Source organism: Lagierella sp. ICN-221743, from assembly GCF_037890055.1.
Lineage (GTDB): Bacteria > Bacillota > Clostridia > Tissierellales > Peptoniphilaceae > Mediannikoviicoccus.
This window is the reverse complement of sequence record NZ_JBBKBD010000001.1, coordinates 77,179-90,210: the sequence shown is the minus strand read 5'-3', so window position 1 is coordinate 90,210 and position 13,032 is coordinate 77,179. Positions and strand designations below refer to the sequence as shown.

General features: G+C 32.3%; 11 protein-coding genes and 1 other annotated feature. Of the genes, 10 read left to right on the top strand and 1 reads right to left on the bottom strand.

Annotated features, from left to right (window positions below):
• The first annotated feature begins 4 nt into the window (after window positions 1-4).
• From WKS98_RS00455 to WKS98_RS00445, 3 genes are read left to right on the top strand one after another with little or no spacing between them, the layout of a single operon-like run.
• Window positions 5-1,696: a B12-binding domain-containing radical SAM protein gene (locus WKS98_RS00455; RefSeq protein ID WP_498915950.1), complete on the top strand. Its 1,692-nt coding sequence runs from the start codon at window positions 5-7 to the stop codon at window positions 1,694-1,696.
• A gap of 1 nt (window position 1,697) precedes the next feature.
• Entirely contained in the window at window positions 1,698-2,414 is a 717-nt protein-coding gene (locus WKS98_RS00450) for a hypothetical protein (RefSeq protein WP_498915948.1), read from the top strand.
• The gene (locus WKS98_RS00445; protein ID WP_498915947.1) at window positions 2,407-3,501 is read left to right on the top strand and encodes a tetratricopeptide repeat protein; all 1,095 of its coding nucleotides are present in this window, start codon (window positions 2,407-2,409) and stop codon (window positions 3,499-3,501) included. Before WKS98_RS00450 ends, WKS98_RS00445 begins: the two co-directional genes overlap by 8 nt.
• A 12-nt stretch (window positions 3,502-3,513) precedes the next feature.
• Here the strand turns inward: WKS98_RS00445 and WKS98_RS00440 are convergent, their stop codons facing one another.
• Window positions 3,514-4,860 carry a helix-turn-helix domain-containing protein gene (locus WKS98_RS00440; protein ID WP_498915946.1) on the bottom strand — a complete coding sequence of 449 codons (1,347 nt, stop codon included), beginning with the start codon at window positions 4,858-4,860 and terminating at the stop codon, window positions 3,514-3,516.
• A gap of 130 nt (window positions 4,861-4,990) precedes the next feature.
• Here WKS98_RS00440 and murJ point away from each other — a divergent pair, with 130 nt between their 5' ends.
• The 7 genes from murJ (at window position 4,991) to plsY (ending at window position 12,980) form a co-directional block, all read left to right on the top strand.
• The gene (gene murJ, locus WKS98_RS00435; RefSeq protein ID WP_498915944.1) at window positions 4,991-6,517 is read left to right on the top strand and encodes a murein biosynthesis integral membrane protein MurJ; all 1,527 of its coding nucleotides are present in this window, start codon (window positions 4,991-4,993) and stop codon (window positions 6,515-6,517) included.
• Between the two features lie 42 nt (window positions 6,518-6,559).
• Window positions 6,560-6,732 (top strand) — a binding site (T-box leader).
• Between the two features lie 42 nt (window positions 6,733-6,774).
• The gene (aspS, locus tag WKS98_RS00430; protein ID WP_498915943.1) at window positions 6,775-8,556 is read left to right on the top strand and encodes an aspartate--tRNA ligase; all 1,782 of its coding nucleotides are present in this window, start codon (window positions 6,775-6,777) and stop codon (window positions 8,554-8,556) included.
• Window positions 8,546-9,253, top strand: a complete 708-nt coding sequence (locus tag WKS98_RS00425; protein WP_498915941.1) for a tRNA threonylcarbamoyladenosine dehydratase — start codon at window positions 8,546-8,548, stop codon at window positions 9,251-9,253. The genes aspS and WKS98_RS00425 overlap by 11 nt, the downstream gene beginning before the upstream one ends.
• 4 nt (window positions 9,254-9,257) lie before the next feature.
• Entirely contained in the window at window positions 9,258-9,683 is a 426-nt protein-coding gene (locus WKS98_RS00420) for a SoxR reducing system RseC family protein (RefSeq protein WP_498915940.1), read from the top strand.
• Between the two features lie 22 nt (window positions 9,684-9,705).
• Window positions 9,706-10,947: a serine hydroxymethyltransferase gene (glyA, locus tag WKS98_RS00415; protein ID WP_498915938.1), complete on the top strand. Its 1,242-nt coding sequence runs from the start codon at window positions 9,706-9,708 to the stop codon at window positions 10,945-10,947.
• Between the two features lie 123 nt (window positions 10,948-11,070).
• Window positions 11,071-12,393, top strand: coding sequence for a ribosome biogenesis GTPase Der (der, locus tag WKS98_RS00410; protein WP_498915936.1), 1,323 nt, complete (start codon window positions 11,071-11,073; stop codon window positions 12,391-12,393).
• The gene (plsY, locus tag WKS98_RS00405) at window positions 12,393-12,980 is read left to right on the top strand and encodes a glycerol-3-phosphate 1-O-acyltransferase PlsY (RefSeq protein WP_498915935.1); all 588 of its coding nucleotides are present in this window, start codon (window positions 12,393-12,395) and stop codon (window positions 12,978-12,980) included. The genes der and plsY overlap by 1 nt, the downstream gene beginning before the upstream one ends.
• Window positions 12,981-13,032 lie beyond the last annotated feature (52 nt).

Here is a 13,032-nt window from a genome sequence, read left to right as displayed (position 1 = left end):
TTAAATGAAAATACTTTTAACATCATTGAACACAAAGTATATTCACAGTAATATCGCAATAAGATACTTAAAAGATACGGTGTATCCAAAGTACAAATGCGATACTATTGACTTTACTATAAATCAAAATAGCGACGAGATAATATTTCAAATAATAAGGGGAGCATATGACATTGTAGGCTTTTCAACATATATTTGGAACGTGGAAATGACCTTGGAAATTTGTGAAAAATTAAAATTAATCAATCCAAATCTCATTATTTTTATGGGAGGTCCAGAAGTATCTTTTAACTCAAAAGAGATTATCAAAAATCATCCATATGTTGATTATATTATGAGTGGAGAGGGTGAAGTGTCCTTTTTAGAACTACTTGACTACGTTCATGGTGAAAGAAAGGAATTGCCAGCAGGCGTGGTTACACTGTCTAATGAGGAAGTAGTAGGAAATGATATTTACCAGGTGGTGGATCTTGAAAATTCAAAAATAGAATACACTTTAGACTACATTAAAGACAAGAAGATAGTTTATTACGAAACTTCCAGAGGTTGTCCTTATAACTGTGAATTTTGTCTGTCTTCGTCTACAGGACATGTAAGATTTTATCCACTTGAAAGATGTTTAAAGGATATAAAATTATTTTTAGATGAAAATGTTCCGCTTGTTAAATTTATTGACAGAACATTTAATTTTAACAAAGAGAGAAGTCTTACAATACTAAAATATATTATTGATAATGACAACAATTTTACTACTTTTCACTTAGAAATACATCCTCAACTTATTGATGAAGACTATTTAAATCTATTTAGAACAGCAAGAAAAGATCTTTTTCAATTTGAAGTTGGAGTTCAATCCACTAACGAAGACACGTGCAAGGCAATTAAAAGGGTGGGTGACTTTGAAACAATAACAAGGGTTTGTAAAGAGATTATGTCATTTAAAAATATACATCTTCACCTTGATTTAATTGCAGGACTGCCATTTGAAGATTTAAAAAGTTTGAGAAAGTCATTTAATGATATTTTATCCATTGGCCCAGACAAACTTCAATTAGGTTTCCTAAAGGTTTTAAAAGGTTCACCTATATACCATAAAGCGGAGCAATATGAAATAATTTACGATAAGAAGTCGCCATTTGAAGTTATATCTACAAAATGGATTAGCTACATGGAGTTACAAGAAGTAAAAAAGATAGAACAGATGCTCGATAAGTACTATAATGAGGGCTATTTCAAGAACACAATAAATTATCTTTTTGAAAATTATTACAGCGACTACTATGAATTCTTTCTAGAGTTAGGAAATTATTGGGATGAAAAAGACTACCTATTTAAAAATCATTCTAGAGATTCACTATATAAAATTTTAAAAGAGTTTTTAATTGAGAGAGAATTTAAAGAGGTTGACTTACTAAATGAACTCTTAATACATGACTATGTGTTAACCAATGGCAAAGTTCCTTGGTTTTTAAATCCAAAAAAGATTGAAGGTGCAAAGGAACACGATTTGTTAAGGGACGGCAACGTTTTAGAAAAAATATCGGAGCATGACGTTCCTGCAAAAAGACTTATTAAAAATTATATCTTCCTAAAATTTGACTATCAGATTTTAACTGATTTCAAGAAAGAGGATTTACTTTTAATTTACAGAATTAAAGACAGAAAATATTACGATATTACAGAAAGTTGGAGGTAGCATGGATATTTTAAACGATTTTATTTATATTCAGAAAAAAGCTCTAAGAAACACATTTAAAAATCCAAGATATATTGTGCTATGTGCAGTTATTTTAGCAATGGGCATAATAGCTACTAATATAATTTCAAATATTTTATTTGGAGTGTTAAAGCTAAATGGATATATTTCAGGCCTTTTAGTTTATATTTTCAAAGTGTGCATATTAGGCTTTATAATGTCCATTTTATATACGGGAGTTAAAGATACTGGAACCTCGGTTGCGTTACAAGATTATGATTTCAAACCATTTGCCATAAAGATTATTCAAGTTGGATTTGTAATTTATATAGCGCAGATTATATTAAGTCCCATTGCAATGAAATTTTATTTTATAGTTACAATAATTGCTATGATTGTTTTAAACGCCCTTCCAGAAACTCTTTATCTTGAAGATTATGATGGATATAATTCAATTATAAAAAGCGTGTACTTTTTAAAAGAAAATATTCTTAACTGGGGACTTCCAAATATAATCATAATGGCTTTAATTTACGCTTCAATAGAAGGAGGATCACTATTTACAGGATTATATTTTAGTGACTTGAAGTCCGTTATAAAGTCCGTTGTAGTTATTTTAATAATAGGTATTTATTTGATGTATAGAGGAATGTTATTTGAAATATTAAATGGTTCATCCAGAAGAAAAAGAGAGTTTATGAGGAATTTTAATGAATAATATTAAAAAATTTTTTGAATCGAAGACGGATAATATATATTTTTTGGAGCTGAAGGACAAAAGCGTTTATGGTTTTCCACTTCCTATATTGAAATCAGATTTTATGGAAGAATTAAAAAATGATACCTTTACAGAAGAGATAGATATAAGTTATTTCGTCAGGGGAATGGCATATATCTGTGCACTGGACGAAGATTTTATATATAGGGACGACTATGTAAATTTTATGCTTAATAGTATAGAAAATACAGAAAGTTATTTAATGGCAATGGCATTTGAAGAAATAGAAATAAATTATGAAAATGCCATGATATTTTTCAAGTTCATCTATGAAAACTTTCCTCAAAGTTCGTCATCATTTGCATATGCATCAGCTCTCAAGGACTATTTTGATAACACTTTAGATATAATGTTCTTAGAAGAGTCAAAGAGAGTTTTAAATGAAAATATAAAAAATTACCCTTACTTTCCATATAATTACTTTTTGTTTGGGACAATTGAAATGCTTGAAGAAAACCCAATGAAAGCAGAATTTTATTTTAGAAAGGCTCTTGAGCTATCAAAGGACAGTCCCTTTGAAGCAGAACTTAGGGAAAAAATAGCGCCACTTTTGCATGAAGTTGTAACGGATTCAAAAATTGAGGAGGCCTTTCATAAACTTCAAAGTGGAAGTTACAATGAAGTAATTGAAACCTTAGAAGATGTGGATACTTTTAATTATAAAAAGGATCAATATCTTGCAATGGCGTACTACAACAAGGGAGACGTTGAGAAAGCCTTAGAACTTTTTGAAAAGACCCATAAGGAACATGAGGGATTAATGGATCCGAATTTCTTTATCGACTATAGCTTTGTGCTGGGCCAAGCAGGACTTGTATTAGAAGCACTGGGACTTATAAACATGGCTCTTCAAAACATAGGAGACAATGCACCATTACAATTTAACCGAGCCATTATTTTTTTAAACATAGGAGAGATTGAAAAGGCAAAAGAAGACTTAGAAAGTGTTGTTAGTTATTATGATATATCTGAAGAACTTTTTAATAATGCTATGATTTTATTAGAGAAAATAAAGAATATAAATTAAAAAATACTAGGCCTATTGGTCTAGTATTTTTGGATATAGCTCTTTTAATATTTCAATTCCAATAAGTAGATTGTATCTTGTCTTAGAATCTTCAAAATCAATGTCTACAATCTCTGAAAGTCGGTTTATTCTATAGACTACGGAATTTCTGTGAATGTCCATAATCTCTGCAACTTTTATTAGAGACCTCTCTTCTGTCAGATATAGGTACAAGGTCTTTAAAAACTCTGAATTTTTTTCCAAATCGTGTTCAAGAAGTGGCTTTAAAATTTCTGGAATTAAAATTTCCAAAAAATCAATTTGCCCAAGCAGCGGTTTCATTAAACTGTGAAGCTCTTCTTGTCCATCAGATGAAACTGGAACTTCATTATCAAAAATAAATTTTGACAAATCATATACCTTATTGAAATTTGATAGTTTATTCTTCAAATCATGACTATAGTATTTTAAGTTATACTTTGTAATGTATTCTAAAATTTCATCTTCCAATTTGTTTCTATTTAGTCTTGTCTTGTTTATTAAAAGTATAAGGTGATTTTGGTTTAAAATTGAAAAGAGGTATTGTGGGTTATCTAATATAAAGCGATTGCCATGAATAAACATATCTCTATATTTAAATAGCCCTGCTTCAAGTTGAATTACATAAACCTTGTAGTTGTCTTTAACACTCCAATTAAGCCCCTTGAGTATTTTGTAGTCTTCGTCCGAAAAGTCTCCTTTTAATAAATTTTTAAGAGATAGATAAAAATTATCAAATGAAGTTTGAAGGTTCTTAACTTCTTTGTGAATATAATTTGAAATTATAGTACATAAATTATTTATACTTTCTTTTTCATCTTCATGGCTATTTTCAAAGGCCAAGTATGCAAACATTCTTGATGAATTTGAAGATATGAACTTCAGCGGATATAACTCACTGACCTTGTTGAAGTCAAACGGATTATAAAGTAATTTTTTGTTATTATCCAAAACACAAACCTTATCTTCAAATTTTGAGCTAATCTTTTTAAGTAAATTTTCAATTCCCTTGTCTAAACAGATAGTAGAGTAGATTTTTTCTAAAAACTTTTGGTTTTCAATAATCAAAGGCTGTAATATTTCCATGGCCTGTTCTACATTATCTAAACTTGAGTGTAGATAACTAATTTTATTTTTGCTTTTGAATTCATCATTTGAGTTTACAATTAAAAAATTTCCACTTTCAGGGTTTAAATTTTTTATTTCATTTTCTGTTAAGACATTCAAATTATTTTTATCAAGTGAATTTGAAACAGAACATGCGTAAATATCTTCATTTGAAAAAATATTTTTATCTTTAATTTTTAATTCTTTTATTTCGCTTATTTGACTTAAGAGCATTTCCTCACCCTATCTTATTTTTATGATTTGAGTATATCAAATACTACAAAATACTTAAAGTTAATTTTATAATATTGATTGAAATTCTAGTTTATGATAAAGTTATAAGGCTAATGAAAAGAGGGTGAATATGAAAGGAATATCAATTATATTAATGGTTTTAACGGTGCTTTCAAAAATTTTGGGCGCCGTAAGGATTGCAACTCTTTCAAGACTTTTTGGAACGGGGATTGAGGCTGCGGCATTTAACTTGGCAATGTCTATTCCAGTTTTAGTATTCAGTTTTATTGCAGTAGGTATAACAACGGGTTTTATACCGACGTACAAAAGGCTAGAAGAACAACAAGGTGTTGGGATTGCAGATAGATTTACCAGTAATTTAGCTAATATAACTGCTATTATAACCATTGTACTTGTAATACTATGTCAAATATTTGCAAGACAACTTACCTATGTATTTGCATTTAAGTTAAACGAACCAGCAAGGGTGCTTACCACAAACTTTTTGCGTATTTCTATGGTATCTTTAATACCAATTGGAATTGCAACAGTATATAGAGGCTATTTAAATTGCCATGGCGAGTTTATAGTAACGGCGTTACAAGGTTTTATATTAAATGTATTTATAATCCTTGGACTATATCTTGGTAAGTATATAAACAAGTACTACCTTGCCATAGGTATTGCAGTGGCATCAACTTTACAGTTTGCTCCATATATTCCTGCTGTTAAGAAAAAGGGGTATAAATGGACAAAGATTTTAAGTGTAAAAGAGCCAGAAATAAAATCCATGTTGATAATGGCCATACCTATAATTGTAGGTGTTTCTGTTAATCAATTAAACGTTATAGTAGATAAAAACTTAGCCACAATGATAATGGGTGAAAGAGGTATAAATGTAATGGAATACGCCTCTAGACTAAGTGAGCTTGTAAATGGAATTGTTATTGTATCGGTAAGTACAGTAATGTATCCAATTTTAAGTAAGTTTGCAGGACAAAATAAGATTGGAGAATTCAAAGATGTTATCGTAGATACGTTTGTGTCTATGTTTCTTTTAGTAATACCTGCAATGGTGGGCCTTGGAATACTTGCGAACCCAATAGTGGAATTTATTTATGAAGGTGGTAACTTTACTAAGGGTGACACAGCGTTGACTGCACCGGTCTTAATGCTTTATTCATCTGGTCTTATGGCAATAGCACTTAGAGATATACTATTTAAATCTTTTTATAGTTTAAAAGATACTAAGACACCAACAAAAAACACCATGTGGATGATTTTGGTAAATATAATTGTTTCCGTAGGAAGTTCAAGGTTTTTAGGACTTAATGGTTTAGCACTGGGAACTACAGTTGCAGCATACTTTGGGGCAATTCTTCTTTTTTATAACTTGAAGAAGAAAATTGGTGAGTTTTCAAAGATGAACCACTTAATTGTGGAAACTTTAAAGATAGCTGCTGCATCCATCATTATGGGCATAGGAGTACATTTCACAAATAATGCCCTTGTTAACAGCCTTGGAAGTAAGAAGGCTATGTTTCTGGCAATACTTGTTGGAGCTTTAATATATGCAGTGTTTGTAATGGTATTTAAAGTTAAAGAAGCCGAGAATTTAATTAGACAAATAAAGTCAAAGGCTAGATCAAGAAGATAATTTGACCTTTGATATTAAATAATATACAATAAAATCATGTTAATATTAGCGTTGAATAGGAAGGATAAAGCTAAGAGTATGAAAGAGAGGTAGGGTTTGGTGAAACCTACTTACTAAGGCTTTTGATGACGCCTAGGAGCTATGGTAATTGCGTTATAAATTTTAAGTGAGGTTTACCTAATTAGGGTGGTACCGCGAGCTAACTCGTCCCTTTGTGACGGGTTTTTTTGTGCAAAATTTTAATTTTAGGAGAAGATATGGATAATATTAAAAATTTTAAAAGAACTAACATGTGTGCAGATGTAACAAATGAATTAGTTGGAAAAGAAGTTATTGTAATGGGCTGGGTTGCAAAGGAAAGAAACCTAGGACATATTATATTTATGGATATTAGAGATAGGTCAGGTATTGTTCAAATAGTTGTTAATGATGAAGATTGTAAAGACTATTTTGAAAAGGCTAAGACTGTAAGGTCTGAATTTGTTGTAGCAGCTAAGGGCCATGTTAGAAATAGAAAGTCTGTTAATCCAAATATTTCAAACGGGGATATAGAAATTTTATGTAGCGAGTTTAGAATACTTGACAAGGCACAAACTCCACCTATATACATTAAGAGTGACGACAATGTTTCAGAGGAAATGAGATTAAAATATAGATTCTTAGACCTTAGAAAAGAATCTATTCAATCAAACTTAATTAAGAGAGCACGACTAATTACTCTTATGAGAAGCTTTTTAGACGGAGAAGGGTTTATTGAAACAGAAACACCTTATCTTGGCAAACCAACTCCAGAAGGAGCAAGGGACTATCTTATTCCATCAAGGGTAAATCCAAATAAATTCTATGCACTACCACAAAGCCCGCAGTTGATGAAACAACTTCTAATGGTTGCAGGCATGGACAAGTACTATCAACTGGCAAGATGCTTTAGAGATGAAGACCTTAGAGCAAATAGACAGCCAGAGTTTACTCAGATGGATATTGAAATGTCATTTGTTGATGAAGATGACGTAATGAGTATAAACGAGAGAATGGTTCAAAAGGTGTTCAAGGAACTTAAGGGGGTGGATATTGAAATTCCACTAAAGAGAATTCCTTTTGATGAAGCCATGTCAAGATATGGTTCAGACAAACCTGACCTAAGATTTGGATTTGAACTTACAGATATTTCAGAAATCGTCAAAGATGCAGAGTTTAAAGTTTTCTCTGGCAATGTTAAAGAGGGACATTCTGTAAGGGGTATAAATATTGGTGAGTATCAAAGTGAATACTCAAGAAAGAAAATAGATGCACTAGAAAAATTTGTTAAGGACTACGGTGCTAAGGGCCTTGCATGGATTAAGGTAAATAATGGTGAAGTTAATTCTCCGATTGCAAAGTTCTTAAGTGAAGAAGAGCTTCAAAATATTTTAAATGTATTTGATGCTAAAGACAATGCGCTAATCCTAATAGTTGCAGATAAAGACGAAGTAGTATTTGATTCACTAGGCGCCCTTCGTAGGCATATTGCATCAAATCTTGGATTACTAGATCCAAAGGTATTTAAAATGGCATGGGTTGTTGACTTCCCAATGTTTGAATACTCTGAAGAAGAAGGAAGAATGGTAGCTAAACACCATCCATTCACAATGCCTAAGGAAGAAGACCTAGACCTACTTGAAACTGCACCTGAAAAGATGAAATCAAAGGCCTATGACCTTGTTATAAATGGAGAAGAAGCTGCGGGAGGCTCCATAAGAATAAATAATTCTGAAATACAAGAGAGAATTTTCAAAGCCCTTAAGTTAACTGACGAAGAAATTGAAGCGAAATTTGGATTCTTTGTTGATGCGCTTAAGTATGGTACACCTCCTCATGGCGGAATTGCATATGGAATTGACAGACTTGCAATGCAAATTTGCGAAACAAATAATATAAAAGATGTTATTGCTTTCCCTAAGACACAATCTGCGACAGACTTACTAACTGGAGCTCCAGCACTTGTTGATGAAAAGCAATTGGAAGAAATTCATGTATCATTAAGAGAAGATGAAAAATAAATTTACACAAAGGACAGAGCTTTTAATCGGAACTGAATCTTTAGAAAAACTTTCCAAGGCCAAAGTAATAGTCTTCGGCCTTGGAGGAGTTGGTGGAATATGTGCCGAATCAATTGTAAGAGCAGGAGTTTCAAATATAACCATCGTTGACTTTGATGATGTGGATATTACAAATATCAATAGACAGATTATAGCTACAACAAAAACCGTAGGCAAGTCTAAAGTTAAAGTCATGAAGGATAGATTACTTGAAATAAATCCAGAGTTAAATGTAAGTCCAATTAAAGAAAAGTTGACACCGGACAATATTGAAATTTTTAACCTTAAGGAATATGATTATATTGTGGATTGCATAGACTTTTTAAAGGGCAAAGTAGCTTTAGCAAAATATGCTTGGGATTATGATTTGAAATTAATTTCTGCAATGGGCGCAGGAAATAAGCTTGACCCTACAGCATTTAGGGTATCAGATATATACAAAACTGAAATGTGTCCTGTTGCGCGCATTATGCGAAGAGAGCTCAAGGCTTTAGACGTTAAAAAACTAAAAGTAGTATGGTCTAAAGAAAGCCCATCGGGAGAAAGATTTGTTGATGAATCTACTGGGAAAATTTTCCCTTCTAGCATAAGTTTTGTACCACCTGCCTGTGGACTTGTAATTGCAGGCGAAGTGATTAAAGATTTAATAAAGGAATGATTAAATGAAGAAAAGCGGTCTTGTAATAAACAAAGACAGTAACATGTTAGATATACTTGTAATCAGGGAGAGTGCCTGCGGAGGGAAGTGTGAAAGCTGCGCTGGCTGCTCAGGAGAAGACAAGCCTTTGATTATTAATGTAAAAGATGATGGAAGATTTAATAAAGGAGACAGAGTGGAACTTAACATGGACAGTTCAACTGTGTTAAAGTACTCCGCAATGGTATATATTATACCTATAATAGCTTTTATTACGGGTGTTATATGTGCTACAATTATACTTGGTAAGTATGATATAAGAAGTAATGAATTTTTAAGTTTATTATTTGGATTATTGTTCTTAGCAATTTCGATTTTTATTTTAAGAGGAATAGATAAAAAGATAAGTAAGAATACCAATGATATTCTAACTATAAAAAAAATTAACTAAATATTTTAGGAGGAAAATTAAGATGAGCTTAAGAGAATTACCACATCTAAAGGAATTTGATAGCGAAATCTATCAAGTAGTTGAAGATGAAACCAACAGACAAAGAGAGCATTTAGAGCTTATTGCTTCTGAAAACTTTATTTCAGAACCAGTTTTAGAAGCACTAGGAACAACTCTAAACAACAAATACGCAGAAGGATATCCTGCAAAGAGATATTACGGTGGCTGTGAATACGTTGACGTTTCAGAAGATTTAGCAAGAAAAAGACTTTGTAAGCTTTTTGGAGCAGACCATGCAAACGTTCAACCTCACTCAGGAGCAAATGCAAACCTAGCTGTTTACCTTTCATGCTTAAAACCAGGAGACACTGTTTTAGGAATGAAGCTTTCAGAAGGTGGACACTTAACACATGGATCACCTGTAAATATTTCAGGACTTTACTTCAACTTTGTTGACTATGGATTAAGTACTGAAACTGAAACTATAGACTATGAAGAAGTTAGAAAAAAAGCATTGGAACACAAACCAAAATTAATCGTAGCTGGCGCTAGTGCATACCCAAGAATAATCGACTTTAAGAAATTTAGAGAAATTGCAGATGAAGTTGGAGCATATTTAATGGTTGATATGGCACATATTGCAGGTCTAGTAGCTGCTGGAGAACATCCAAGCCCAATCCCATATGCTGATTTTGTAACTTCAACTACTCATAAGACACTAAGAGGACCTCGTGGTGGTATAATTCTTTGTAGAGAAGAACATGCAAAGGCAATTGACAAGGCTGTATTCCCAGGACTTCAAGGCGGTCCATTAGAGCATGTTATTGCAGCGAAGGCAGTTTGTTTTAAAGAAGCTTTGCAAGATGACTTCAAAGACTATATCAAACAAGTTATAAAGAATGCTAAGGTTCTTGGCCAAACATTACAAGAAGGTGGAATCAGACTTGTATCTGGTGGAACAGACAACCACTTATTACTTCTTGATGTAAGAGGACTTAACCTAACTGGTAAAGAAGCAGAAGCACTTCTATCTGAAGTTAATATAACTACAAATAAAAATACTATTCCTAACGATCCTGAATCACCATTTGTTACTTCAGGTGTAAGAATTGGTACACCTGCTTGTACAACAAGAGGAATGAAGGAAGATGCTTTCAAAAAGATTGGTAAATTGATTATTGAAACATTAAAGAAGGAAAGAAGTCCAGAAGAAATTAGAAAAGATGTTCTAGCATTAACTGAAGAATATCCTCTATACAAATAGTATTTATCCCTGGGAGAAATCTCAGGGATTTTTTGTAACTTTTTTAAAATACAGTATAATAGAGAAGATGATTTTTATTTCAAAAAAGTGATAAAATTATATTGTATGAAAAGAGGTGGAAATATGAGAAAACCTATAGTAGCAGTTGTAGGCAAACCAAATGTAGGAAAATCGACATTATTTAATAAAATCGTTAGAAAGAGAATTGCAATAACTCAGGATGACCCTGGAGTTACAAGGGATAGATTGTATCAAGATGCAGAGTGGCAAAATAGACACTTTACCCTAGTTGATACAGGTGGTATAGAAATAAAAAGTGATGATGTATTTTCAAAACAAATAGTAAATCAAGTTGACCTAGCAATAGAAACGGCAGATGTAATTTTATTTGTCGTAGATGCAAAGACTGGAATAACCGCTGAAGATAGAGATGTTGCAAATCTTTTAAGAAGGTCTAATAAAGAGATAATATTAGCAGTTAACAAGATAGATAGCAGAAAAGATGATGATTTAATATATGAGTTTTATGAACTTGGAATACCTACTGTAATGGGAATTAGCGCCGAAGGATCTCAAGGCATAGGGGACCTTCTAGATGAAATAGTTAAAAACTTCGAGCCAATGGAAGCTGAGTTTGAAGATGATGTGACCAAGGTTTCAATTATTGGGAAGCCAAATGTTGGGAAATCCTCTTTAATTAACAGACTACTTGGAGAAGAGAGGATGATAGTTACAGACATTGCTGGAACCACAAGAGACTCTATCGACTCAAACTTCAGATATAATGGCCATGACTACGTGTTAATAGATACAGCAGGACTTAGAAGAAAGAGATATATAGACGAAGAAGTTGAAAGATATAGTGTTGTAAGAACTCTTTCCTCCATAGATAGCTCCGATATATCCGTTTTGATGATTGATGCGGCGGAAGGTGTAACAGAGCAGGACTCAAAAATAATAGGATATGCCCATGATAATGGAAAGGCAATGATTATTGCTGTAAATAAATGGGATTTAGTCGACAAAGATGAAAAAACTCAAAGGGAATTTGAAAAGGAAATTAGAACAAGACTTGGTTTTATAAACTATGTTCCTATTATCTTTATGTCAGTAAAAAACAATCTTAGAGTGCATAATCTATTTCAAATGATTGAAAAGGTAAATGAAAATTATTCAATGAGAATTAGCACAGGAACTTTAAATGAAATAGTAAACGAAGCTGTTCTTCACAATGCTCCTCCTACAGACAAAGGAGAGAGGTTAAAGGTATTTTATGCATCACAGGTTTCAACAAGACCTCCAAAAATACTTTTCCACATAAATAAAAAAGAGTTAATGCACTTTTCATATTTAAGATATCTAGAAAACCAAATTAGAGAATATTTTAAGTTTGAGGGTGTTCCAATATTATTTGATTTAAAACCTAGAGGGCCAAGGAGTAAATAATGAAGTTTATTTTACTTTTAGTATCCTATCTAATAGGGTCTATTTCATGGGCCATAATACTTGGAAAGATTTTTTGTAAAAAAGACATTAGAGATTTTGGTTCTGGAAATGCTGGAGCTACAAATGTATTAAGGACTTTTGGCAAAAACTTTGCCATTGCTACCCTCATACTAGATGTATTAAAGGGTTTTATACCTTCAATGATAGGTTATAAACTATTTGGAGATGCAGGCCTTCTCTTAGCTGGAATTGGGGCGGTGTGTGGGCACAACTGGCCAATCTACTTTAACCTTAAAGGAGGCAAGGGAGTTGCAACTTCTCTGGGAGTTTTTATAGCAGTTAGCCCTCTATTTGTTCTAGTACTGGCCATAGTTTTCTTTACAACAGTTGCAAGTAGCAAAATGGTATCCCTTGGGTCTATAGCAGCTGCTGTTGCGAGTATAATCCAAGGAATATATTATTTGGCAACAAAAAGATATGAAAGGGCGATTCTCTTAATTGTCATAGGTTCTATTGTCATATGGCGACATAAATCAAATATTAATAGAATAAGAACGGGACAAGAGTCTAAACTAGGCAAAAAATAAAGATGTATGATATAATTGTTTAGTAAAATGAATAAAAATTATTTCAGGAGGG